The organism is Salinicola sp. RZ23, from assembly GCF_003206675.1.
Lineage (GTDB): Bacteria > Pseudomonadota > Gammaproteobacteria > Pseudomonadales > Halomonadaceae > Salinicola > Salinicola endophyticus.
Window position 1 is genome coordinate 67,312 of record NZ_PZJK01000013.1, and the last position, 24,019, is coordinate 91,330.

The 24,019-nt window shown below is 66.5% G+C and carries 19 protein-coding genes; 2 read left to right on the forward strand and 17 right to left on the reverse strand.

Annotation, left to right across the window (positions count from 1 at the left end):
* Window positions 1–20: 20 nt before the first annotated feature.
* The 7 genes from DOM67_RS12870 to cysM form a co-directional block, all read right to left on the reverse strand.
* Window positions 21–344: a chaperone modulator CbpM gene (locus tag DOM67_RS12870; RefSeq protein WP_110676465.1), complete on the reverse strand. Its 324-nt coding sequence runs from the start codon at window positions 342–344 to the stop codon at window positions 21–23.
* On the reverse strand, window positions 341–1,327 hold the full coding sequence (locus DOM67_RS12875; protein ID WP_110676467.1) for a DnaJ C-terminal domain-containing protein: 987 nt from the start codon (window positions 1,325–1,327) through the stop codon (window positions 341–343). The genes DOM67_RS12870 and DOM67_RS12875 overlap by 4 nt, the downstream gene beginning before the upstream one ends.
* Before the next feature lie 62 nt (window positions 1,328–1,389).
* The gene (gene ppc, locus DOM67_RS12880; protein ID WP_110676469.1) at window positions 1,390–4,053 is read right to left on the reverse strand and encodes a phosphoenolpyruvate carboxylase; all 2,664 of its coding nucleotides are present in this window, start codon (window positions 4,051–4,053) and stop codon (window positions 1,390–1,392) included.
* A gap of 183 nt (window positions 4,054–4,236) precedes the next feature.
* On the reverse strand, window positions 4,237–5,148 hold the full coding sequence (mazG, locus tag DOM67_RS12885; protein WP_280951067.1) for a nucleoside triphosphate pyrophosphohydrolase: 912 nt from the start codon (window positions 5,146–5,148) through the stop codon (window positions 4,237–4,239).
* A complete protein-coding gene (gene relA / locus DOM67_RS12890) occupies window positions 5,145–7,394 on the reverse strand; it encodes a GTP diphosphokinase (protein WP_110676471.1) in 2,250 nt (749 codons plus the stop codon). Before relA ends, mazG begins: the two co-directional genes overlap by 4 nt.
* A 126-nt stretch (window positions 7,395–7,520) precedes the next feature.
* The gene (locus DOM67_RS12895; protein ID WP_348627304.1) at window positions 7,521–8,918 is read right to left on the reverse strand and encodes a TRAM domain-containing protein; all 1,398 of its coding nucleotides are present in this window, start codon (window positions 8,916–8,918) and stop codon (window positions 7,521–7,523) included.
* A 7-nt stretch (window positions 8,919–8,925) separates the two neighbouring features.
* Window positions 8,926–9,822 carry a cysteine synthase CysM gene (gene cysM, locus DOM67_RS12900; protein WP_110676475.1) on the reverse strand — a complete coding sequence of 299 codons (897 nt, stop codon included), beginning with the start codon at window positions 9,820–9,822 and terminating at the stop codon, window positions 8,926–8,928.
* Between the two features lie 404 nt (window positions 9,823–10,226).
* Between cysM and DOM67_RS12905 the strand changes: the two genes are divergently transcribed.
* On the forward strand, window positions 10,227–12,824 hold the full coding sequence (locus DOM67_RS12905; protein ID WP_110676477.1) for an ATP-binding protein: 2,598 nt from the start codon (window positions 10,227–10,229) through the stop codon (window positions 12,822–12,824).
* Window positions 12,825–12,884: 60 nt separating this feature from the next.
* Here the strand turns inward: DOM67_RS12905 and pdxJ are convergent, their stop codons facing one another.
* From pdxJ to DOM67_RS12940, 7 genes are all read right to left on the reverse strand, one after another.
* Window positions 12,885–13,685, reverse strand: a complete 801-nt coding sequence (gene pdxJ / locus DOM67_RS12910) for a pyridoxine 5'-phosphate synthase (protein ID WP_110676479.1) — start codon at window positions 13,683–13,685, stop codon at window positions 12,885–12,887.
* 204 nt (window positions 13,686–13,889) lie between these two features.
* Window positions 13,890–14,597, reverse strand: a complete 708-nt coding sequence (recO, locus tag DOM67_RS12915; protein ID WP_110676481.1) for a DNA repair protein RecO — start codon at window positions 14,595–14,597, stop codon at window positions 13,890–13,892.
* 9 nt (window positions 14,598–14,606) lie between these two features.
* On the reverse strand, window positions 14,607–15,506 hold the full coding sequence (era, locus tag DOM67_RS12920; protein ID WP_110676483.1) for a GTPase Era: 900 nt from the start codon (window positions 15,504–15,506) through the stop codon (window positions 14,607–14,609).
* Entirely contained in the window at window positions 15,503–16,198 is a 696-nt protein-coding gene (gene rnc, locus DOM67_RS12925) for a ribonuclease III (RefSeq protein WP_110676485.1), read from the reverse strand. Before rnc ends, era begins: the two co-directional genes overlap by 4 nt.
* Before the next feature lie 159 nt (window positions 16,199–16,357).
* Window positions 16,358–17,146: a signal peptidase I gene (gene lepB, locus DOM67_RS12930; RefSeq protein ID WP_110676487.1), complete on the reverse strand. Its 789-nt coding sequence runs from the start codon at window positions 17,144–17,146 to the stop codon at window positions 16,358–16,360.
* A gap of 11 nt (window positions 17,147–17,157) precedes the next feature.
* Window positions 17,158–18,975, reverse strand: a complete 1,818-nt coding sequence (lepA, locus tag DOM67_RS12935) for a translation elongation factor 4 (RefSeq protein ID WP_110676489.1) — start codon at window positions 18,973–18,975, stop codon at window positions 17,158–17,160.
* A gap of 514 nt (window positions 18,976–19,489) precedes the next feature.
* Window positions 19,490–19,846, reverse strand: a complete 357-nt coding sequence (locus tag DOM67_RS12940; RefSeq protein WP_110676929.1) for a helix-turn-helix domain-containing protein — start codon at window positions 19,844–19,846, stop codon at window positions 19,490–19,492.
* 136 nt (window positions 19,847–19,982) lie between these two features.
* On the opposite strand from DOM67_RS12940, the gene DOM67_RS12945 reads away from it, so the two are divergent.
* The gene (locus DOM67_RS12945; protein ID WP_110676491.1) at window positions 19,983–20,915 is read left to right on the forward strand and encodes an aromatic alcohol reductase; all 933 of its coding nucleotides are present in this window, start codon (window positions 19,983–19,985) and stop codon (window positions 20,913–20,915) included.
* 134 nt (window positions 20,916–21,049) lie between these two features.
* Here the strand turns inward: DOM67_RS12945 and DOM67_RS12950 are convergent, their stop codons facing one another.
* The 3 genes from DOM67_RS12950 to DOM67_RS12960 form a co-directional block, all read right to left on the reverse strand.
* Window positions 21,050–21,274 carry a hypothetical protein gene (locus DOM67_RS12950; RefSeq protein ID WP_110676493.1) on the reverse strand — a complete coding sequence of 75 codons (225 nt, stop codon included), beginning with the start codon at window positions 21,272–21,274 and terminating at the stop codon, window positions 21,050–21,052.
* A gap of 179 nt (window positions 21,275–21,453) precedes the next feature.
* Window positions 21,454–22,878 carry a DegQ family serine endoprotease gene (locus tag DOM67_RS12955; RefSeq protein ID WP_110676495.1) on the reverse strand — a complete coding sequence of 475 codons (1,425 nt, stop codon included), beginning with the start codon at window positions 22,876–22,878 and terminating at the stop codon, window positions 21,454–21,456.
* A 391-nt stretch (window positions 22,879–23,269) separates the two neighbouring features.
* Window positions 23,270–24,010 carry a sigma-E factor negative regulatory protein gene (locus DOM67_RS12960; protein WP_110676496.1) on the reverse strand — a complete coding sequence of 247 codons (741 nt, stop codon included), beginning with the start codon at window positions 24,008–24,010 and terminating at the stop codon, window positions 23,270–23,272.
* Window positions 24,011–24,019 lie beyond the last annotated feature (9 nt).

The window sequence follows — 24,019 nt, forward strand, 5'->3', positions numbered from 1 at the left end:
CGCTGGCGTGACTCGTGGGCTCAGGCTGACCCGCCATCGACCCGCCGGCGCAGCGCCTCCAGCTCCTCCATCAGCTCCAGGGCGAGCGCAGCACCGGCCAGGTTGACCCCCAGGTCGCGCTGCAGGCGCCTGACCGTGCGTACCCGGGTCAGACTGCTGCCGTAGAAGCGCCACTGTTCGTGATAGCGCCCCGCGGGGGTGAGAATGCCCTCGTCGACCAGCTCGATCACCCACTCGGCGTGCACGGTGCAGCTGCGGCAGAGATCGCCCAGGGTCAACAGCGGACGCTCGTCGAGATTGTCCCCCTCGAGCACCGATTCGCCCGCTGGAATATGTCGCGTCATGATCCGTTACCTCCCAGTTCGGCACGGGGGTCGAAAGCGCTGGCCTCGGCCAGCTGGCGGTAGGCCGCCGCCACCGCCTCGTTGTCGGCCGAGGGCGTCACCAGCATCAGCTCGACGTAGAGATCGCCGGGCGGCGTGCCAGGGATACCGCGCCCCTTGAGGCGCAGGCGGCGCCCGCCAACGGCGCCGGCTGGCACCTTGAGGGTCACCTCGCCGCCCGGTGTCGTCAGCGCCAGCGTGGTGCCCAGCGCCGCCTCCCAGGGCGCCACCGGCAGGGTCACGGCGACGTCGCGACCGTCGACCCGGTAGCGCGGGTGGGGACGAAACTCCACCTCCAGATAGAGATCGCCGGCGGCGGCACCGTTGACGCCAGCACCACCCTGTCCGGCGAGCCGGATACGCTGGCCCGCCTTGACGCCCTTGGGAATACGCACCTTGAGCGTGCGCTCCCGCGGGCGCAGATAGCCTTGCGGGTCGAGCTCGGCGCTCTGCAGCGACAGGGTGCGGGTGGCGCCCTGATAGGCATCCTCCAGCTCGATCAGCACCTTGGCGTGATGATCCTCACCGTGCAGCGCCTGCCCGTGGGCCCGACCGCCGCGCTCGAAGCCACCCCCAGCGTCGAACCCCGAAAATCCGCCCCTGCCGCCACGGCGGCCGAACAGCGTCTCGAAGAAGTCACTGAAGTCGGCACTCTCGCCGTGGGTATAGCCCCCGCCGCTGAACTCGAAGCCGGCATCCCAGTCGGGCGGCGGCTCGAAGCGTTCGCCCTCGCGTCCCCCAAGACGGTCGTAGGCGGCTCGCTTCTCCGGGTCCTTGAGTACCTCGTAAGCCTCGCCCAGCGCCTTGAACTGTGCCTCGGCGTCGGTCTCGCGGCTGACATCGGGGTGATACTTGCGCGCCAGCTTGCGATAGGCGCGCTTGATCTCCTCCTGGGTGGCGTCACGTTCGACGCCGAGCACCGCATAGTAGTCCTTGAACTCCATTGGCGACCTCCCCTGTCCACACGTCCCGGGGCGAGCACCTCGCCCCGGCCCAGTGCCACGTCTCAGCCGGTGTTGCGCAGCCCGGCGGCGATGCCCGCCATGGTGACCATCAGCGCCCGCGAGAGCGCCGGGCTGATGTCGCCGTCGGCGTCACGGTTACGCTGCAACAGCTCGGCCTGGAGCCCGTGCAGCGGGTCGATGTAAGGGTTACGCACCTCGATGGCCTGGCGGATCAGCGGCGTGTCCTCGAGCAGCGTGCGCTGATCCAGAATCCGCAGCAGCACCGCTTCCAGGTCGACCAGGCGCTGGCGCAGCGAGCTGCCCAGTTCGCGTAGCGCCGGGGCATCGACCAGCCGCTCTTCGTAGTAGGCGGCGATCTGGCCGTCGGACTTGGCCAGCAGCATCTCGAGCATGTCCAGATAGGTGCGGAAGAACGGCCACTGCTGGCGCATCTCGCGCAACCTGGCCAGCCCGCCCTCCTCGGCCACCCGGGTGGCGAAGGCTTCTCCGCTGCCCAGCCAGGCCGGCAGCATCAGTCGAATCTGAGTCCAGGCGAAGATCCAGGGAATCGCACGCAGCGTCTCGATGCCCCCCTCCTGGCGCCGCTTGGCCGGGCGCGAGCCCAACGGCAACCGACCCAGGGCGCTCTCCGGTGTCACCGCACGGAAGTAGTCGACGAAGTCCGGGTTCTCGCGCACCACGCCCACATAGGCGGCGTGAGCGATATCGGCCAGGCGCTCCATCTCCTCGCGCCAGGCCGGCTGCGGCGCCGGCGGCGGCAACAGGGTCGCCTCCAGCACCGCACAGGTGTAGATCTCCATCGAGCGTAGCGCGATATCCGGCTGACCGAACTTGAAGCGGATCATCTCGCCCTGCTCGGTGACCCGGAGACTGCCGTTCACCGAGCCCGGCGGCTGCGACAGGATGGCGGCGTGGGCCGGGCCGCCGCCACGCCCCACGGTACCGCCACGGCCATGGAACAGGGTCAGCGCCACGCCGCCCTCGCGGCACACCTCGACCAGCCGCTCCTGGGCCCGGTACTGGGCCCAGGCCGCCGCCAGCTGGCCGGCGTCCTTGGCCGAGTCGGAGTAGCCGATCATCACCTCCTGATAGTCACCGGCCACCGCACGGTAGCCCGGCAGCGCCAGCAGCCGCTCGATCACCGCCCCGGCGCGGTCGAGATCGTCGAGGGTCTCGAACAGCGGTGCAATGGGCAGGTTCAGCCCCTCGCCGGCCTCCTTCATCAGCAGCGCCACCGCCAGCACGTCGGAGGGCTGCTGCGCCATCGAGATGATGTAGGTACCCAGCGCCTCGCGCTGCTCGCGCCCGATCACACGGAAGGTGTCGAGCACCTCACGCGCCTCGGCAGAGCAGGCCCAGCGCGGCGGCACCAGCGGCCTTGGCGACGCCAGCTCGTCGAGCAGGAACTGCTGGCGCTGCGCTTCCGGCCACGCCAGATAGCCACCGATCCCCAGGTGGCGTGTCAACTCGTCGAGGCACTGGGCGTGGCGCGCGCCATCCTGGCGCACGTCGAGCTTGGCCAGGGTCACCCCAAACACCCCGACCCGGCGCAGGGTATCGAGCAGCACACCATTGGCGATGGTCTCCAGACCGACGTCACACAGCGAGCGATAGCAGGTCAACAGCGGCGCATGCAGCTGCGCGCGGGTCTCGATGATCGGGGCGTCCGCCACCGGCTCGCCGTCGAGCCGGGCGCGGGCCCAGGCACGGGTCGCCTCCAGCCGGATGGTGAGCTGCTTGAGCAGCGCGCGGTAGGGCTCGGGATCGTCACCCACCTCGGCGCGCAGAGCGTCGTTGGCCTGCCACATCGATAGCTCGGCGCGCAGCTGATCGAGATCGCGCAGATAGAGATCCGCCGCCATCCAGCGGCCCAGCAGCAGCACTTCCTGAGTGACCGCGGCGGTGACATTGGGGTTGCCGTCGCGGTCGCCGCCCATCCAGGAGGCGAAGCGGATCGGCGAGGCGTCCAGCGGCAGGCGCTCGCCGGTGGCGTCGAGCAGCAGCGCGTCGAGGTCACGATGGAAGGTCGGTACCGCCTGCCACAGCGCGTTCTCGATCACCGCGAAACCCCACTTGGCCTCGTCCACCGGTGTCGGCCGCTCGTGGCGGATCTCGTCGGTATGCCAGGACTGGGCGATCAACTCCTCGAGTCGCCCCTGGGCGCGCTGCAGCACCTCGGGATGCTCGCCGCTGGTCTCGATCCGACTCAGGCACTCGTCGATGGCATCGTATTTCTGGATCAGGGTGCGCCGAATGACCTCCGTGGGGTGAGCGGTCAGCACCAGGTCGACCCGCATACCGGCAAGCGCATCGACGATCTCGCGGGGCGACTTGCCGGCGGCAGCGATGCGCTCGATCAGCTCGCCCAGGTCGGGCTGGGTGCCGGGGCGATAGTCCTCGACCCGGCGAAAGCGTGCCCGGTAGTGCTGCTCGGCGATGTTGGAGAAATTCAAAAACTGGTTGAAGGCTCGGGTCACCGGCAGCAGCTCGTCGTCGGGCAGCGCGCGCAGATAGTCGATCAGCGCGTGGCGATCGGACGCCTCGGCCCGCTGGCGCCCCTGCTTGGCCAGCGCGCGGATCGCCTCGATCCGATCGACGAAGTCGCTGCCCATGTCGTTGGCGATGGTTCTACCCAGGCTGTCGCCCAGCAGCCTGACATTTTCCCTGAGCGATTCGTGCAGCGAGGTATCGTGGTCCGACGTCATGGGGGCGTGCTCTGAACTCATGAAGGTTCCTCTGCGGGCGGCGATGCGCGATGGCGACTCCGGCCTGACGACGACAGATGTGGCGGCAACGACCGGATGACGAAGAGAGTATTACCCAAACATAGCCATAAGCGAGGCGTCCCTGGCAAGCGCGGCAGGCCTGCCTGCAGCCACCGCGGCGCGTTACTGCGAGGGACCACGCTCCGGTGTCTCTGCCTGCTGGCGCTCCGCTGTCTCTGGCTGCGGGCGTTCTTGAGCCTTGGCCGCCTGCCAGTGGCGCTCCATCTGCGTCAGCGTGGCCTCCCCGGGGGTGACGCCGTCTTGTGCCAGCGCCTCCTCGACATGGCGGAAGCGGCGTTCGAACTTGTGGTTGGTACGCCGCAGCATCTGCTCGGGGTCACACTTCAGCCGCCGCGCCAGATTGACCACCGCGAACAGCAGGTCGCCCACCTCGGCCTGGGCGTGCTGGCGATCGCCGTAGGCGAGTGCCGACTCGACTTCCGCCAGCTCTTCCCGGATCTTGTCGATGACACCACGCTCGTCGGGCCAGTCGAAGCCCTGGCCGGCGGCGCGCTTGCTCAACTTGGCCGCCCGGCTCAGTGCCGGCAGCGCAGCGGGAATGTCATCCAGCGCCGAGACCCGCGCCGTACCCTGGGCCTTGCGCGCCTCACGCTCCTCGGCCTTGAGCGCCTCCCAGCGCGCCTTGACCTCGGACTCGGCGACAGCACCATCGCTGCGCCGCGAGTTCAGGGTGCCATCGGGAAACACATGCGGATGGCGGCGCAGCATCTTGGCGGTTAGCGTGTGGACGATGTCGGCGAACTCGAAGCGCCCCGCCTCGCGCGCGAACTGGCTGTAGTAGACCACCTGGAACAGCAGGTCACCGAGCTCGCCGGGCAACTCGTCGAAGGCGCGGCGCTCGATCGCGTCGGCCACCTCGTAGGCCTCCTCCAGGGTGTGCGGCACGATCGAGTCCCAGTCCTGCTTGAGATCCCACGGGCAGCCGTCGCGGGGGTCGCGCAGCACGGCCATCAGCGTGAGCAGATCGTCGAGGGTGTAACGGTGAGTCGCGGCGGTCTCTTCGGTCAGGCTCACTGGATCTGTCCCTGGCGCAGGCGTTTGACATCGATCACGTTGGGCAACTGCTGGATGCGCGAGAAGATGCGCTCCAGCGCCTCGAGCCCATCCACCTCGAGGGTGATGCGCATGCGCGCGATATTGTCGTGCTTGTCGGTGGCGGTGTTCACCGAGGTGACATTGATCCGGTCACTGGAGAGCACGTGGGTGACATCGCGCAGCAGACCCGAGCGATCCCAGGCTTCGATCTCGATGTCCACCGGATACTGGGTGCGCGCACGGTCACCCCACTCGACGTCGACGATGCGCCGTGGCTCTTCGCTGCGCAGCTGCAGCACGTTGGCACAGTCCTGGCGGTGGATGGTGACCCCGCGCCCCTGGGTGATGTAGCCGATGATCTGATCGCCGGGAACCGGGTGGCAGCAGTTGGCCATCAGCGTCTTGAGGTTACCCACCCCGAGCACGGTGATGCCATCACCGGCCTCCCGCGAGGGCTGGCGCTTGGGCTTGGTCAGCAGGCGGTCGAGCTGCTCCTGGTCGTCGCTCTCGCCGAACTTCTGCTGCGCCTGGTGCAGCACCTGGCCGATTCGCAGATCGCCGGCGCCGATCGCCGCGTACATGTCCTCGGCGCTGGTGTAGTTGACCGCCTCGGCGAGTCGGGTGAGATCGACGCCCTCGATATCCAGGCGCCGGAACTCACGGTCGAAGATCGCCTTGCCCTCTTCCAGGTTCTGCTCACGCGCCTGCTGCTTGAACCACGCCTGGATCTTGGCCCGCGCCCGCGAGGTGCGTACGTAGCCCAGATTGGGATTGAGCCAGTCACGGCTCGGTGCGCTCTTGGTCGCGGTGAGGATCTCCACCTGCTGGCCGGTCCTGAGCAGGTAGGTCAGCGGGACGATGCGCCCGTCGACCTTGGCCCCACGGCAACGGTGGCCGATCTCGGTGTGCACGCGGTAGGCGAAGTCGATCGGCGTCGCCACCTGGGGCATGTCGATGACATGGCCATCGGGCGTGAAGACGTAGATCCGATCCGGGGCCACGTCGCTGGTGAGGCCTTCGCGGAAGTCGCCGACCTCGCCGACCTCCTCCTGCCACTCCAGGACCTGGCGCAGCCAGGCGATCTTCTCTTCGTAGCTGCGGCTCTTGGGGTCGAGATCGGTGCCCTTGTAGCGCCAGTGGGCACAGACGCCGAGCTCGGCCTCTTCGTGCATGGCAAAGGTGCGTACCTGGATCTCCAGCACCTTGTTCTCGGGGCCGAATACCGCGGTATGCAGCGACTGGTAGCCGTTCTTCTTGGGGTTGGCGATATAGTCGTCGAACTCGTTGGGCACGTGGTGCCAGCGTGAGTGCACCACCCCCAGGGTGGTGTAGCAGTCGGCGATCTCGGGCACCAGAATGCGCACCGCGCGCACATCGTAGACCTGGGAGAAGTCGATGTGCTTACGCTGCATCTTGCGCCAGATCGAATAGATGTGCTTGGCGCGGCCGTCGACCTGGTACTGGCTGATCCCCTGACGCTCGAGCAACTCCTCGAGGGTGGCGACCACGTCCTTGATGTAGCGGTCGCGGTCGAGACGCTTCTCCGCCAGCTGCTTGGCGATCGACTTGTACTCGCTCTCGTGAAGATAGCGAAAGGCGAGATCCTCGAGCTCCCACTTCACCTGGCCGACACCGAGCCGGTGTGCCAGCGGTGCGTAGATGTCGAACACCTCCCGCGCCACACGCAGTCGCTTCTCGCGCGAGGCGTCCTTGACCTGACGCAAGGCGCAGGTGCGCTCGGCGATCTTGATCAGCGCCACGCGCACATCGTCGACCATGGTCACCAGCATCTTGCGCAGGTTCTCCTGCTGGTTGTGCTGGGAGAGCCCCTGCTTGGGCGCCTGCAGCTGGCTGATCGCGGCCATGCTGAGCACCCCTTCGATCAGCTGCGCGACCTCCCGCCCCAGGCGCTTGGCCACGCCCTCGACGCTGATCAAACCACGGCGCACGCTGCGGTAGAGCACGGCTGCCTCCAGCGTCGGCTGATCGAGCCGCAGCTGGCTGAGGATATCGGCCATCTCCAGCCCGGTAAGCAGACTCAATCCGGGCACGCTCTCCAGCGTCGTCGCCTGCGGATTCTCCCCCGCGGCACGCGCCAGCTCGCACGCCTGACGCATGCGCTGCGGGTCGCGCAGCGCCACCTCGTCGTTCAACCGCTCGAGCCACCCCTCGAGATCGACACCGCCGGGGCCGACCGACGGCTGATCCTCACGCACCTTGACCATGCCTGTCCTCGCCTCCTGGAGCCTGTTGATGCCGCCGCCTTGCGCTGAGCGGCAAGCCACACGGCGCCGGGCTTTCGTTGTTCGTGATAATCGCGTTCGTGATGCTTGCGTTCGTCGTGATTCGCGTCAGTCGTGATCGGTGCCGCCAGCGTCGCCCGCCGTGTCGCGCCGCGTGAACAGCGCCAGCGACTCCAGGTGCGCCGTATGTGGAAACATGTCGGCGACCGCCAGCCGCCGCAGCACCAGGCCGCCGGCGACCAGATGCGCCGCATCCCGCGCCAGCGACGCCGGATCACAGGAGACATAGAGCACCTGCGCCACCTGACTCTGCGCCAGCCGCCGGCAGAGGGCATCGGCGCCATCCCGCGGCGGATCGAGAATCAGCGTATCGTGTTCCGCCAGCAATGCCTCGAGACGCGCGTCCGGTGCGCTCAGATCCGCCTGCACCGCCGTCACCGCGGGTAGCGCATTGGCGTCGGCGTTGGCCCGCAGGCGCTCGACCATCGTCTGGCTGCCCTCGACGGCGGTCACCGCAGACACCTCACCGGCCAGCGCCAGCGAGAAGTTGCCGATGCCGGCGAACAGGTCGAGCAGCCGCATGCGCGGCGTCGGTGCCAGCCAGGCGCGGGCGGTATCGATCAGCCGCTGGTTGATCTCGGCGTTGACCTGAACGAAATCCCCCGGGGCCAGCGCCAGCGTCACACCATGGGCGGCGCCCTGAACGCGTACCGCCAGCGTGGGCGCCGCGCCCAACCAGTGCAGCTGGGGCTGCTCACGGCCCTGTAGCTGGGCCACCGCGACGCCGTGGTGCTCGCCGAAGCGCCGCCAGCGCTCGCTGTCCTCGCTCACTTCACGCAGCTGCCGCACCACCACCACCGGCATGGCGTGATCGTCCAGCAGCAGCTCCAGGTGCCCCACGTGACGCGGCACGTCCAGCGTCGCCAGCAGCTCGCGCAGCGGCGCCAACAGCGCAGCCAGCACCGGTGTCAGCACCATGCAGCCGACGATATCGACCAGCTGATCACTGCCGCGGGCGCGAAAACCGAGATGCACACCCCCTTCGCCGTCACGCTTGACCCCGAGCCGGGCGCGCCGCCGGTAGCCGACATCGGCACCGGCGATCAGTCCCACCTCGCCGGGGGCCTCGATGCCCTGGCGGGCGAGCAGCTCGCTCACCACCCGGCGCTTGTGCTCGCGCTGGGCGGCGATATCCATGTGCTGCAGGTCGCAGCCGCCACAGCGGTCGAAATAGGCACAGGGCGGCGTGACCCGCTCGGGCGCGCTCACCAGACGCTGGCGCACGTGGGCCTCGTCGAAGCGCCGCCGCTCGCGGTGCACCGCCACCTCGACCCGTTCGCCGGGCAGCGCACCACTGACGAACACCGTCTTGCCGCTGGCCGCGCGCGCCACGCCGCGCCCATCATGGGCCAGGCGTTCGATGTAGAGCCCCGGCGCCGCGGCGTCCCCGCTGGGGGCGGTGGTGCTCTCCCGTCTGCGCGCCGGCGTACGGCGTTTTCCCAGCATCGCCATCTCAGGCGTCCGGGGCGTAGAGGCCGGTGGAAAGATAGCGATCGCCGCGGTCACACACGATGAATACGATCACCGCATTGTCGACCTCCTCGGCAATACGCAGGGCCCCGGCCAGGGCACCACCGGAGGAGACCCCGGCGAGAATGCCCTCTTCGCGAGCCAGTCGGCGCATATGGTGTTCCGCCTCGTGCTGCTCGATGTCGAGGGTGCGATCAACCCGGGCGGGCTCGAAGATGCCCGGGCGGTAGGCCTCGGGCCAGCGCCGAATACCGGCAATGCTGGCGCCGTCCGCCGGCTGCAGACCGACGATCTCGATCGACGGATTGCGCTCCTTGAGATAGCGCGAGGTGCCCATGATCGTACCGGTGGTGCCCATGGAGCTGACGAAGTGGGTGATGCGCCCGGCGGTCTGCTCCCACAGCTCGGGGCCGGTGGAGCGATAGTGCGACAGCGGGTTGTCGCCATTGGCGAACTGATCGAGGGACTTGCCCTCGCCGCGGGCGATCATGGCGTTGGCGAGATCGCGTGCGCCCTCCATGCCCTGCTCCTTGCTCACGCCGATCAGCTCGGCACCATAGGCGGCCATCGCCTGCTTGCGCTCGCTGGAGGCGTTCTCCGGCATGATCAGGACCATGCGATAGCCCATCACCGCCGCCGCCATGGCCAGCGCGATGCCGGTGTTGCCGGAGGTGGCCTCGATCAGCGTATCGCCGGGAGCGATATCACCGCGGGCCTGGGCCTCGCGCAGCATCGACAGCGCCGGCCGGTCCTTCACCGAGCCTGCCGGGTTGTTGCCCTCGAGCTTGGCCAGCAGCGTGTTGTCGCGGCCGGCGTTGATGCGGGCGAGCCTCACCAGCGGCGTATTGCCGACGGTTTGCGCGAGCGTGGGAAATGCCATGGCAGATGTCCTAGCAGTCGGTAGACATGACGCGCCGTCACCGCACCTGGCGGTGAACGCGAAAAACATCTCCCCAGTATATCGAACACGGCGTATATCGAACACGACGCGCCACGTGCGCCTCAACGTCGCACGCCGGCAGCCGGGCACCCCGGGTCCAGGGTAGTCACGCGACAGCCCCGGCGGGCAGCGCTAGCCTGCCGCGGTGAGGCGGAAAACGCAAAACGAATTCGCAACGCCGCGTAGTGATGGTTCAATAGGCAACCGTGCACCGCCCGGCCGAGTGACCGAATCGGCGCCCAACGACACGCTCGAGGCACGCACCCCGCCTGCGCGCGCTACGGATCGCGCCGTATCGGCCGATAGATGCAACCTAATCGACATCAAGGGGTTTGTTGCCGCCGATGCTCTCACGCTGGTTGACACGTCTTGCGCTGATCCTGGTGATCGGCGTCCTGCTCTTGAGCGGCCGCCATCTCTGGCAGCTGGAGCAGGCGCGAGGCCAGCGGGTGCCGGAACACCTGGGAACGATGGGCCGCGTGCTGGTCCCGACGCTCACCGAAGCGCTGCGCGACGAGGATCACGCTACCATCCACCGACTGCTGGTGCAGCTCTCGAACGACCCCGACATCCGCAACGTCACCCTGCGCAATGACGACGGCAGTGAGGCTGACTGCAGTGGCGAGGCCCCCGGCCCACCGCCACGCCCGCTGGACGCCGGTGCCGGCGGCTGGCATGCGGAGTCCGCGCAGCGCTGGCTGCTGCCGATCGATTGGCTGACGCCCGCGCAACTGCCGCAGCGCCTGTGGCTGGATATTCAACTGAGCCCCGACGCGGTCGACACCGATGGGCGATCGCTCTACCACATCCTGACGATGTCACTCTCGAGCCTGTGCCTGTTGCTGCTGCTGGGCGCAGGCGTGGCCAGACGGCGCCACGCCACGCCGCTTCACCCCGCCGCGGATCGGCGCGATGGCAAACCCGGCGATCCATATTTTGGCGAGACTGACCCTGGCGAGACGGCTCCAGGTGAAACTGACCCAGGCGAGACTGACCCTGGCACAATCGGCCCTGGCGGCACCGCTCCCGCACTGCCCACCGAGACGAATGGGCCCACCCCTCGGCCCGACGCTGCCTCGCCCTCTACTCGGCCCGACGCTGCCTCATCCCCTGCTTGGCCCGATACCGCCAAGGAGATCAGCGATCTGGCCTATGTCAGTCACGAACTGCGCGCCCCGCTCTCCGGGGTGCTCGGGCTCTGCCGGCTGCTCGAGAACAGCCCCCTCGATGCGCGTCAGCGCGAGTGGCTGCGGCATATCCATCTGGCCTCCAACGGCTTGCTCGATACTGTCGATCACGTGCTCGGCGACGAGCGCCGTCGGCAGGTGGAGACCACCTTCGATATCGCCGATCTGCTATGGGAGGTGAACTGCCTGCAGACCCCGCTGGCGCAGGCCCGCGGCATCACCCTGCTGGGCATGGTCTATGACGAGGTGCCTCCCCGTCTGGTGGGCCAGCCGGTGGCACTGCGTCAACTGCTGACCAACCTGATCAGCAACGCGGTCAAGTACGGCGCTGCGGGCGATGTGGTCACCCGCATCACGCTGGCGGGCCGGGACGGCGAGCGCGTACGGCTGACGATCAGCGTCAAGGATGCCGGGTGTGCCGAAGGGAGCGACCGCGAACAGTTGCGCCGTGCGCTGGCGGCCCCGGCGGAGACCGCGGGGAGCGGCAGCGGTCTGGCCGTGTGTCGGCGACTGACGCGGGAGATGGGGGGCGAGCTGCGCCTCGGCAACGATGGCCGGCGCGGCAACAGCGTGATCGCCAGCGTCACGCTGGGCGCCTGCGAACCGTTCTCCAGGCCCGCCGAGTTCGACCTCGGCCAGGCGCGGATCGGCCTCTATCAGCGCCATACCCGCCTCGATCATCTACTCGCCTACGCACTCAAGCGCTGGTCGGCCCGCGCGCAGCCGATCACCCATGCCGACGCCCTGGCCAACGGCGACGAGCCGCCCGCGCTGATGCTCATCGGCCTCGATCAGCAGGATCTCGAGCCCGCCGCAAGCGCTGCCTGGCAGCGCCGTTTCGATGCCATGCGCACGCCGTGCCTGCTGGTAGTCAACGCCGAGCCGACCCAGCCGCTGCCGTGGCACCTGCCGGCCGGCAGTAGTGTGCTGCGATTGCCGATCTCGCGCTATCTGCTGGGGCGCACCCTGGCCGGCATGCTCGATGCCGCCGGGCGCCAGGCGAGCAGCGACCAGCCGCGCATTCTGGTGGTCGACGACGACGAGCTGAGCCAGCACTATCTGGATGCGCTGATACCGATCGTGGGTGCCAGCTCACTGGTGGCGGGCAGCGCCGAGGCGGCATTGACGCTCGCCGCCGGCCACGCCATCGACCTGGTACTGATGGATCTGCGCCTGCCCGACGCCTCCGGCGCCGCGACCATCGCCCGTCTACGCGCCCTCGGCGGCCGCTGGACCCACCTGCCGATCGTCGCCATGAGCGCCAGCCCTGGCGCCGAGCTACCCGAGGAGGGGCCCGGCGGCTGCCAGCAGCTGCTGACCAAGCCGATCGACGAGCGCCAGCTACGGTCGCTGCTGATGCGCTATCTGCCCGGCGTCAGCGAGCCCACGGGGGAGCCGGAGCTGGCGGTGGTCGACCCCGACCTCGCCCTGCACCTGAGCGGCGGCCGTGAAGCGCTGGCCGATGAGCTGCTGACCCTGCTGCTGGCCGAACTGCCGCACCACCGCCTGAAGCTGGCTCAGGCGTGGCAGGCCGCGGACGCCGAAGCCCTCAGCGACGCCGTGCACCAACTCGGGGGCGGCTGCCGCTACTGCGGCGTGCCCGCGTTGAGCGCCGCCTGCAACGCGCTGGAGACGCGCCTGCAGCAGGCGCCGCTGGCCGACTGCCGGCGCGAGTGGATACAACTGACCCACGCCTGCGACCAACTCGCCGCCTGGGCCGAGCGGCACGCCACCGGCGTCACCCCACCCCGCTGAACCGGCCGGATATCCTGCGACCACCTGGCCGGAGCCAACCAGCGCCGCCGGGCGATAGTCCTAGTGAGCGTGGCCGTGATCGTGATCATGGTCCTCATCATAGGACTCGAGCTGGGCCACCAGCCCGGCCTCCTGGCCGGCGACCATCAGCCGCTTCATCTCCACCACCGCCTCCTTGAGCCCCACGAACAGCGCACGAGCGATGATGCTGTGGCCGATGTTGAGCTCGTGGATACCGGGAATCGCCGCGATCGCTTCGACATTGTGATAGTGCAGACCGTGGCCAGCGTTGACCACCAGCCCCAGCTCGCTGGCCAGCTCTGCCGCCGCGGCGAGACGCGCATACTCGACGCCGCGGGCGTCACCCTGGGCTTCGGCATAGGCACCGGTGTGCAGCTCGATCACCGGCGCCCCCACCGCCTGGGCGGCGGCGATCTGATCCGGTTCCGGGTCGATGAACAGCGATACCCGGCATCCCACGGCGGCGAGCCGGCGGCAGGCAGCAGCGATCGCATCACGCCCGGCGATCACATCGAGCCCACCCTCGGTGGTGAGCTCCTCGCGCTTCTCCGGCACCAGGCAGACATCCGCCGGGCGCAGGCGCTCGGCCAGCGCGATCATCTCTTCGGTGACCGCCATCTCGAGGTTCATGCGGGTGTTGAGCACCGCCGCGATCAGCTCGACATCGCGCTCCTGGATATGCCGGCGATCCTCGCGCAGATGCAGCGTGATGCCGTCGGCACCGGCCTCCTCGACCAGCAGTGCCGCCTGCACCGGATCCGGGTAGCGGGTACCACGGGCCTGACGCAGGGTGGCGATATGATCGATATTGACGCCCAGTTGAATCCGGGTGGTAAGCATGCGGTCACTCCTTTTGCTGAAGCCTGTCGCTAGACACTGTCACTAAAGCTTGTCACTGACACCTACCCCTGAAAGCGTTCATTGACGCCCTCGGGGGAAGCGATCAGGCAAGATCGGGGGCTTGGCCGGCGGATTGGCGCTGCGGCGCATAAAGGGGCACCCAGGTGCGACCTGGCGGGCAGGCCGAGTAGGCCCGCCCGCCGCTCAGGAGAGACCGCGCCGCCGCTGGCTCAAGCGCTGCATCAGCTCCCGCGAGCGCAACGGCTGCGGCCCCAGCAGTGGTGCCAGCGCTGCCCGGGTCAGCGCCTTGCTGAGGCCGGCCAGCCCCGGGGCATCCCAGTCGCCACGGGCAAGCAGCTTGAGCGTGCGCCCGTCCCAGCCCGGCGCATCCGCCGTCACCGGCGAGAAACGCCGGCTCGACGGGCTGTAGGTATAGCGTGTGGCGGGGTCCAGCGGGCGCTCGTCGACGTCGGCAAATACCGGCTCGGCATCCAGTGTCTCGAGCAGGGTGATCTCCAGACGACGCAGCGCGGTGGCACGCTCGGCGGGCCGGGTCAGACGCTCGAGGGTCCAGGCATAGATGGCGAAGACCTCACCCACCGGCAGCCCCACGGGCAACGAGCGGGTCAGCAGCTCGTTGGCGTAGAGCCCGCACAGCAGCCCCTCGCCCGCCAGCAGCACCGCACTCTGGGTGGTCTCCATCATGCGCAAGCGCTTGAGATCGCCCTCGCCGATCCAGGTGAGGTGCAGCGGTGCGAACGGCTGCAGCTTGGCGCGTGACTTGCTGCCGGCTCGCTGCACGCCCTGGGCCACGGCACGGATGTGGCCATGCTCCAGGGTGAGCACGTCGACCAGCGCGCTGGTCTCGCGATAAGCGCGCTTGTGCAGCAGATAGGCCGGCTGGGGTTGCATACGCCTGCCCTAGTCGAGATCGTAGCCGAGACTCTTCAGCGCACGGTCGTCGTCGGACCAGCCGCGCTTGACCTTGACCCACAGGTTGAGCATGACCTTGGCATCGAAGGCACGCTCCATCTCCTGACGCGCCTCGGTGCCGATCTTCTTGATACGCTCGCCCTTGTCGCCGATCAGGATCTTCTTCTGCCCCTGGCGCTCGACCAGGATCAGCGCACTGATATGGACCACCCGGCCCTCGTCGCGGAACTCCTCGATCTCCACCGTCATCTGGTAGGGCAGCTCGTCACCGAGCTGGCGCATGACCTTCTCGCGCACCAGTTCGGCGGCCAGGAAGCGCTGGCTCTTGTTGGTGATCTGGTCGTCGGGGAAGTAGTGGACCCCTTCCGGCAGGCGCTTGGCCACCTCGGCCTCCAGCTCCGGCACATTGGTGCCGTGCTTGGCCGAGAGCGGCAGGATCGCGGCGAAATCGCGGCGGGCCGACAGCGACTCCAGCCACGGCAGCAGCGAAGCCTTGTCTTCGAGCCAGTCGACCTTGTTGACCGCGAGAATCACCGGCGCCTCGACGTGGACCAGCTTGTCGAGCACCACCTGATCCTCGTCGGTCCAGCGCGTCCGGTCGACCAGGAATACCACACAGTCGACGTCGCGCAGTGCCTGCGTCGCCGCCTGGTTCATGAAGCGGTTGATCGCCTTGTTGCGATCCCGGGTCTGGAGATGCATGCCGGGCGTATCGACGTAGATGAACTGCGCCGTGTCGACGGTCTTGATCCCCATGATCTGGTGCCGCGTGGTCTGCGGCCGCCGTGAGGTGATCGAGACCTTCTGTCCCAGAATACGGTTCATCAGGGTCGACTTGCCCACGTTGGGGCGCCCGACGATGGCCACGAAGCCGCAGGTCTCAGTCATCCGCGCTTGCTCTTGGTAGGTTCGAGTTTGGCCAGCGCCAGCTCCGCTGCCTGCTGCTCGGCGAGACGCCGGCTGGTGCCTTCGCCGAGGGTCGGCGATTCGCCGAGCATGGCGATATGACACTCGACGCTGAACGTCTGGGCGTGCGCCTCGCCCTCCACCGAGGTCACCTCGTAGCGGGGCAGCGCCTGCTGGCGCGACTGCAGAAACTCCTGCAGCCGGGTCTTGGGGTCTTTCTGGGTGTTGTGCAGGTCGATCGACTCGAGCCGAGTGCCGAACCACGCCAGCACGCGGCTGCGTGCCACATCCATGCCGGCGTCGAGATAGATCGCACCGATCACCGCCTCGAGCGCATCGGCAAGGATCGAGTCGCGCCGGTGGCCGCCGCTCTTCATCTCCCCGGAGCCGAGCCGCAGGCAGGCACCGAGTTCGAACTCGCGCGCCACCTCGGCCAGCGTCTGGCCCTTGACCAGGCCGGCACGCAGGCGCGACAGCTGGCCCTCGCGCGCCGCCGGAAAGCGCTTGAACAGCGCCTCGCCGATCACGAAGTTGACGATCGAGTCGCCCAGAAACTCGAGCCGTTCGTTGTTGGAACCGCCGACACTGCGGTGCGTCAGAGCCAGCTCCAGCAGCGTCGGATCACGAAACTCGTGACCGATACGGCGCCGGAAGCCTTGCAGAGGATCACTCACGTCATTCCCATTTTCATTGTCCGACGCAAAGCGGGCGCGGGTAGTCCCGTCGCCCGCTTTGCGAGTGCATCGTGGTCGGATCGGTTGCCGATCCGCCGTCGCGATACCGCACCGGCGGCGACCTCGACGGGCCACCGCTGTCGGTTCGCGCTATGCGATTCAGTGTATCTGGCGCACCGTGCTGAAGCTAGGCAGACCGCCGTCCCAGTGCATCCATACCGCGAACGCCTTGCCGACGATATTGGCCTCCGGCACGAAGCCCCAGTAGCGGCTGTCGTTGGAGTGGTCACGGTTGTCGCCCATCATGAAGTACTCATGATCGGGCACCACGATCTCGCGCATCTGCGGCCCGGGCATGCTCGGGTTATTGTAGATATCGTGCTCGACCTTCCCCAGGTGCTCGCGCAGCAGCTCCTCGCCAGGCGCCTGCGGCGGGTCGGCGTTGACCAGGGTCTTGGGTACCGGCTCGCCGTTGACGTAGAGCTGCTTGTTCTCATAGCGAATGTGATCGCCAGGCAGCCCGATCACCCGCTTGATGAAGTTGACCGAGGGGTCTTCCGGGAAGCGGAATACCATCACGTCACCGCGCTGGGGCTCGCCGAGATCGGCGATCTCGGTATTGATCACCGGCAGGCGCAGGCCGTAGGCGAACTTGTTGACCAGGATGAAGTCGCCGACCTTGAGGGTCGGACGCATTGAGCCCGAGGGGATCTGGAACGGCTCGATGACGAAACTGCGCAGCACCAGCACGATCAGCAGGACCGGGAAGAACGATCGTGCGTAGTCGATCGGCCACGGGTCCTTGTACGTCACCGCCTCGCGGCTGCCCTTCTTCTCGGCGGCGGCGCGTTGACGCTGACGACGGGCGCGGCGCCAGAACAGGCTATCGAGTAACCACACCAGCCCCGTGATGGCGACTGCCACCACCAGTAACAACGAAAAATCCATGAGACCGTTTCCTACTCATTCACTTTGAGAACGGCGAGGAACGCATCCTGGGGGATCTCCACACGCCCCACCTGCTTCATGCGTTTCTTGCCGGCTTTCTGCTTCTCCAGCAGTTTCTTCTTGCGGGTGACATCGCCACCGTAGCACTTGGCGGTGACGTTCTTGCGTAGCGCCTTGACAGTGGAACGTGCCACCACGTGACCGCCGATCGCCGCCTGCACCGCGACATCGAACATCTGGCGCGGAATCAGCTCCTTCATCTTCTCGACCAGCAGGCGGCCGCGGGCATGGGCGTGGTCACGATGGATGATCAACGCCAGGGCATCGACCCGGTCACCGTTGATGAGGATATCCAGACGCACCAGTTTGGCCGCCTCGAAGCGCTCGAAGCTGTAGTCCAGCGAGGCGTAGCCCTTGGAGATCGACTTGAGGCGATCGAAGAAGTCCATCACCACTTCCGCCATCGGCAGCTCGTAGACCAGCTGCATCTGGTTACCCAGCACCTGCATGTCGAGCTGCACGCCGCGCCGGTTGACGCACTCGCTGATGACGTTACCGACGAACTCCTGCGGCACCAGGATATTGGCGCGCACGATCGGCTCGCGCATCTCGTCGACGTTGCCCAGGTCGGGCAGCTTCGACGGGTTGGAGATGTAGATCAGCTCACCATCGTCCATCAGCAGCTCGTAGATGACCGTCGGCGCCGTGGTCAGCAGATCGAGGTCGTACTCGCGCTCCAGCCGCTCCTGGATGATCTCCATGTGCAGCGTGCCGAGGAAGCCGACGCGGAAGCCGAAGCCCAACGCATCCGAGTTCTCGGGCACGTAGTCGAGCGAGGCGTCGTTGAGCGCGAGCTTCTCGAGGGCGTCGCGGAAGTCCTCGTAGTCATCGGAGCTGACCGGGAACATGCCGGCGTAGACCTGCGGCTTGACCTTCTGGAAGCCAGGCAGTCGCGGCACGTCCTTGGTCTTGGCGTGGGTGATGGTGTCCCCCACCGGCGCGCCGTGGATATCCTTGATGCCGGCGATCACGAAGCCCACCTCGCCCGCACGCAGGATCCCGGTGGAGTGCTGCTTGGGGGTGAAGAAGCCGATGTCGGTCACTTCCCAGTCGCGGCCGGTCGACTTCATGTGAATCTTGTCACCCTTCTTGAGGGTGCCATCGAACAGCCGCACCAGCGATACCACGCCCTGATAGTTGTCGAACCAGGAGTCGATGATCAGCGCCTGCAGCTGGCCCTCGCGGTCACCCTGGGGCGGCGGGATGTCGCGCACCAGGCGCTCCAGCAGCTTGTCGATGTTGAGCCCGCTCTTGGCCGACACCTGCACGGCGTCGTGGGCATCGAGACCGATGATCTCTTCGATCTCGTGGGCCACTTTATCCGGATCGGCCTGGGGCAGGTCCATCTTGTTGAGGACCGGGAGCACCTCCAGATTCTGCTCGATCGCGGTGTAACAGTTGGCCACCGACTGCGCCTCGACCCCCTGCGCGGCATCGACCACCAAGAGCGCGCCCTCGCAGGCGTAGAGCGAGCGCGACACTTCATAGGAGAAGTCGACGTGGCCCGGGGTATCGATGAAGTTGAGCTGGTAGGTATGGCCATCCTCGGCGTGGTAGTCGAGGGTCACCGACTGCGCCTTGATGGTGATGCCGCGCTCGCGCTCCAGATCCATCGAGTCGAGCACCTGCTCTTTCAATTCGCGCTCGCTCAATCCGCCGCACACCTGGATGATGCGGTCGGCCAGCGTGGACTTGCCGTGATCGATGTGGGCGATGATCGAAAAATTCCGTATGTACTTGAGATCAGTCGAGTTTTCGTCTTTTGACATCAAATGAAACCTAGGGTGTGTACGCAGCCCTGTACATAGAATTTTTCTTGCCGGCGAGCTGGTAGGAAAAAAGGAAGGCCGGCATTGTAGCGCGACGACGCATCAATGTCGTCAAACGCCAGTACACGGCTATCAACCAGCCATACCCTCCATGCGAGCGGAGCCCATGTAGCAGTCTAGTACGGCGAGGTTTGGTTCATTGCCGCGCGACGCAGATCGCAGACGGCCATCGCCACAGCCTCATCCCGCCACGGTGCAAAACGCACCATTCCGCATCAAAAATTTTGTTGTAAAACCGTGGAAAGCCTCAGCAACGGCGCAGCCTGCCACCATGTGCATCACCGCAACAAAACCGACCCATTTAGCGCGCAGGCGGGGCGGGGAGTCGACAGCGCGCCGGGGGGAAGCAAGGCTATGGAGAGGCAGGCGGTGGCCACAGGGTGTCCGTTGGCTACTCGGCTCGTTGAATGGTCAAGTCGACGTGCCGTCTCTCTACTCACTCGCTGCCGTCTCTCTACTCACTCGCTGCCGTCGAGTGAGCTTCTCGAGCCTGACGGAAATCCTCCGCATGCTCGAAGATCCAGAGCCACATAGGGATGATCTTCAAGAGAAATTCCTCCCCCAACCGAGTCAGCTCGTAATCGACTCGCGGCGGGACTTCCTCATAATCCTGGCGAAGAATCAGACCATCGCGCTCGAGCTGCCGCAGCGTTCTCGTTAGCATCCGCTGAGTGACGCCATCGAGCCGTCGGCGAAGCTCGGCGTGTCTCAACCGCCCTCCCTCCTTGAGCGCGTGGATCACCCCAAAAGCCCAGCGATTGCCGGCGTGGGATAGCACCTCTCTCTTCAGCCAGTCGTCCTCGTCTTCCATCGCGTCGCAGAGCGCCCGGGAGCGAGTGAGCAGGTCGTCTTCGTCTTTCGGTATCACTGATGTACCTACTTATGTGGGGAATCCTGACGTGCAAACATCCGCTACCTCGATCAAAGCCGTCAACGTTGGAGATAGCATGAATCGCACAGACAGGAAGGAATCGATATTGGTATTGGGCGCGGGGGAGCTGGGCTTCGAAGTATTGCGCCACCTGGCAAACCACGCTCGCAAGCATCAATCAGCGCGTATCTACGTCCAGTTGAGACAATCCACGATAGAGACGACCGATCCGGTCAAGAAGCAGCAAATCGATCAGTTGCGGGCATTGGGCGTCGAGACTGTCCCTGGCGATGTCGCCGCAACCGGCACGAATGAACTCGCCGCCCTTCTCGCCCCCTACGATACGGTCATTTCCTGCATCGGCTTTTCGGCTGGGCGTGGCACGCAGACCAAGATTACCCAGGCAGTGCTCCAGGCCGGCGTGAAGCGCTATGTGCCGTGGCAGTTTGGCGTTGACTACGACACGATTGGCCGAGGTAGCGCCCAGGACGTATTCGACGAACAACTTGATGTGCGCGACCTGCTCCGGGCGCAGAACCGCACAGAGTGGCTCATTGTCGCCACGGGAATGTTCACCAGCTTTCTGTTCGAACCGGCTTTTGGCGTCGTGGATCTTGAGCAGAGCGAGGTTCACGCCCTGGGTAGCTGGGATAACCAGGTTACCGTGACAACACCAGAAGACATCGGACGCTTGACCACAGCGATACTGTTTCACGAGCCACGCTTCCGGAACGAAACCGTGTTCGTCGCAGGAGACACCATCAGCTACGGGGAATTGGCGGACGAGCTGGAGCGCCAGCTCGACCGCTCTTTCAAGCGACAAGAGTGGTCGATTTCCTACCTTAGCGATGCGCTACATGCCGATCCCGACAACAACCTGTTCAAGTATCGCGCCGTGTTCGCGGCAGGCGTTGGCGTCGCATGGCCCAAGGAGACGACGTTCAATTATCGCGAAGAACTCGAAACAGTCGATGTCCCAACCTGGATACACCGCCACCTGGTTGAGTGATGGCCGGCCCATTTATAGCTGAGAAGGGCGCCATCGGATCTACCCCATTCGCTCGCTAGGGCGAATAAGCGAGCGTCGGAGCCAATGCTGACGGGAATTAGTTGGACTGCGTGGGGCTTATCAGGACCGCCATATCAAACCGCTGGCATAGGGGCCTGCTTCATGTTGGAAAGCACCCGCTCTGCGATTCTGGGCTTGGCCAGGGCGAGATCCTCGAGCAACTCCATCCACATCCGCAGCGTTGTCTGGTCGGCAGGCAGTGTGCCGAGGGTGGGAAACACGTGCAGCTCGAAGCTACGCAGGATCTCCCGCGCACCAGCCTTCTGGGGCCCGCAGTAGCGCTCGTACCAGTCCCGCACCAGAGTTTCGTTTGTGTGAGCCTCCGAAATCGACGCCTGTTCTATTTTCCGCAGTAACCTGGGGGCATGGCCCTGCTCTCATGGCTGTGCCAAGGACAGCGACCAGGTGCGCTGCGGCCGCGCCAGACGCGACGAGCCCCGCCGGGGGCGGGGCTCGTCGGGCACGCGTGCGACTGGCGTCACTCTTTCTTGTCGTGGGCCTTGAGCCGCAGGGCGACGAAAAGCGAGTTGCCGTCGCGCGAGATGCGCACCGGCACCGCGCGGTCACCGTCGACCTTCTTGACCGCCTTGATCAGCGCATCGGCACTGTCGACCGGCTTCTGATCGAAGCTGACGATGACGTCACCCGGCTGGATGCCGGCAGCGGCAGCGGCGCCGCGCGGGTCGACCCGGCGCACCAGCACGCCACTATCGACGTCGAGCTGCTGCTTCTCCTGGGCGCTCAGGTCGCTGATGGCGATGCCCAGTTTGGTCTGGTCGTTGGTCGACTGTTCGCCAGACGAGCCGTCGGCGCTCAGCGACGCGGGCCAGTCACCCACGGTGACGTCGATGTTGCGGGTATCGCCGTCACGCAGGACCTTGAGCTTGATCTCCGCGCCCGGGGCGAACTTGCCGATGATCCGCGGCAGCGTGGTGGAGTCATCGACGGCATCCCCGTTGACGCTGAGGATCACATCACCGGCCTTGAGTCCGGCTTTCTTGGCCGGGCTGTCGTCGCTGACGTCGGAGACCAGCGCGCCCTTGGTGTCATCGAGCCCGAACGACTCGGCCAGGTCCTTGGACACCGGCTGGATCACCACGCCCAGCCAGCCGCGGCTGACGTGACCTTCGGTACGCAGCTGGTCGGCGACGTTCATCGCCACGCTGATCGGAATGGCGAAGGAGAGGCCCATGAAGCCGCCGCTGCGGGTATAGATCTGGGAGTTGATGCCCACGACCTGGCCATCCAGGTTGAACAGCGGACCACCGGAGTTGCCCGGATTGATGGCGACGTCGGTCTGAATGAACGGCACATAGGTATCGCTGGGCAGGGTACGGTTGATGGCGCTGACGATGCCCGCGGTGACCGAGTGGTCGAAGCCGAACGGTGAGCCGATCGCCGCCACCCACTCGCCGACCTGAAGATCATCGGAGTTGCCGATCTTGAGCGTCGGCAGATCCTTGGCGTCGACCTTGAGCAGTGCCACGTCGGTACGCGGGTCGGAACCCACCAGCTTGGCCGGCAGCTCACGCCGATCGTTCAGGCGCACCATGATCTTGTCGGCGTTCTTGACCACATGGGCATTGGTGAGAATGTAGCCATCGGAGCGGATGATGAAACCCGAACCGAGCGACTTGCGCTCCTCCTCGCCACTCGGCGCACCGGGCATCGGTGGCATCTGATCGCCGAAGAAGCGGCGGAAGATATCGGGGACATCCTGCTGCCCGAAGGGGTCGTCGGAGGCGCTGACCGTGCTGGTCGTGGAGATGTTGACCACACCCGGCGCCGCCTGCTTGACCAGTGCGGTGAAGTCCGGCAGGTCGCTGGCGCGGGCCGCCTGCGCCGAGAGCAGCGCCATCATCAGCACCAGCCAGGGAGCGAACCATCTTGTCATACGTTCCATTAAACACTCCTAACACCATGAAGACTCGTCACGAGCCATACGTTTGCGATGGCCGGCCCCGGCGAGAGATAACGCGGTCACAATGAACCCCGCCCAGGACACGGCGCCAGTGGCCGCATGCCGCCGCCACCACCCTTTTCATTGATGCGGAAAAAGCCGAAGAGTTCAACGAGATGTAAAGATTCTTTACCGCCAGCAGAGGGCGCCGCCCAGCATCGCCACGGTGAATGACCGACGGCGGCCGTCGCGCGCCGGGCCATGCCAATGTCTCTGGATAGACCAGCGCGGAGTGCCGACAGCCCCCTCGATGCGCGGGCTGAGCGCCCAAGAAATACAAAGGGGCGCGGTCGTCGCAAGACGGCCGCGCCCCTTTTGGCGGCAAACTTCGCGCTCAGCGCGTGGCGGAGGCGTCGATCGCGTGCAACTGGCTGGCGTAGTTGCCGGAGCCGTGCAGCAGCCCCAGATCACCATTGCCCAGCGTGCGTCGAGCCAGGTAGGACTGCAGCGAAGCGCCCTGGCCCTGCTCCAGGCCAGCATCGCCGCTGGCGCTGAACAGCGGCAACATGACGTCATCGCCGATGGTCATCAGCCCGTGATGCTCGCCACCAGCGCCAGCACCGGCCATCGAGAAGATCGGCATGCCACTGGAGGCCGGTGCGCGCATCGACGCCGGGATCACCCCCCCTTCGCCGCTGCCGGAAGGCAGCGCGAAAGCGGGCTGTGCGCTCGCTGCCGGGGCGAGCGACTCACCGCTGGCCGCGATCTCGGCTGGCGCGGTGGGATCACCGCCGAAGCCGTTGTAGACCTGCACGCCGGTGATCACCATCAGCGACACCGCCGCGGCCACCGCCGCGCCACCCATGAAGGAGAACGAGTGGCGACGGGACGCCGACGGCGCCTCGGCCACGCCGGGAGCCGGCTCTTCGGCGATCGCCGCCATCACGTCGGCGGAGATATCGATATCCACCACCGCATCGCGCTCGCGCTGCATCATGCTGCGCGCCAGATGGTAGCGTCGCCAGGTGTCCGCCTCGCCGGAAGCCGCCTCCATCTGCTTGAAGACGCGCCGGAGATCGAACTCGTCGCCCTCGTCGTCCATCAACGCGGAAAACGACTCACGTACCTGCTTCATAGTCACACC

Bases quoted from the DNA above. Each gene is read 5' to 3' on its own strand.
- DOM67_RS12870 (WP_110676465.1), bottom strand. From the start codon at position 344: ATGACGCGACATATTCCAGCGGGCGAATCGGTGCTCGAGGGGGACAAT.
- DOM67_RS12875 (WP_110676467.1), bottom strand. From the start codon at position 1,327: ATGGAGTTCAAGGACTACTATGCGGTGCTCGGCGTCGAACGTGACGCC.
- ppc (WP_110676469.1), bottom strand. From the start codon at position 4,053: ATGACGTCGGACCACGATACCTCGCTGCACGAATCGCTCAGGGAAAAT.
- relA (WP_110676471.1), bottom strand. From the start codon at position 7,394: ATGGTCAAGGTGCGTGAGGATCAGCCGTCGGTCGGCCCCGGCGGTGTC.
- DOM67_RS12895 (WP_348627304.1), bottom strand. From the start codon at position 8,918: ATGCTGGGAAAACGCCGTACGCCGGCGCGCAGACGGGAGAGCACCACC.
- cysM (WP_110676475.1), bottom strand. From the start codon at position 9,822: ATGGCATTTCCCACGCTCGCGCAAACCGTCGGCAATACGCCGCTGGTG.
- DOM67_RS12905 (WP_110676477.1), top strand. From the start codon at position 10,227: ATGCTCTCACGCTGGTTGACACGTCTTGCGCTGATCCTGGTGATCGGC.
- pdxJ (WP_110676479.1), bottom strand. From the start codon at position 13,685: ATGCTTACCACCCGGATTCAACTGGGCGTCAATATCGATCATATCGCC.
- recO (WP_110676481.1), bottom strand. From the start codon at position 14,597: ATGCAACCCCAGCCGGCCTATCTGCTGCACAAGCGCGCTTATCGCGAG.
- era (WP_110676483.1), bottom strand. From the start codon at position 15,506: ATGACTGAGACCTGCGGCTTCGTGGCCATCGTCGGGCGCCCCAACGTG.
- lepB (WP_110676487.1), bottom strand. From the start codon at position 17,146: ATGGATTTTTCGTTGTTACTGGTGGTGGCAGTCGCCATCACGGGGCTG.
- lepA (WP_110676489.1), bottom strand. From the start codon at position 18,975: ATGTCAAAAGACGAAAACTCGACTGATCTCAAGTACATACGGAATTTT.
- DOM67_RS12940 (WP_110676929.1), bottom strand. From the start codon at position 19,846: ATGGAAGACGAGGACGACTGGCTGAAGAGAGAGGTGCTATCCCACGCC.
- DOM67_RS12945 (WP_110676491.1), top strand. From the start codon at position 19,983: ATGAATCGCACAGACAGGAAGGAATCGATATTGGTATTGGGCGCGGGG.
- DOM67_RS12955 (WP_110676495.1), bottom strand. From the start codon at position 22,878: ATGGAACGTATGACAAGATGGTTCGCTCCCTGGCTGGTGCTGATGATG.
- DOM67_RS12960 (WP_110676496.1), bottom strand. From the start codon at position 24,010: ATGAAGCAGGTACGTGAGTCGTTTTCCGCGTTGATGGACGACGAGGGC.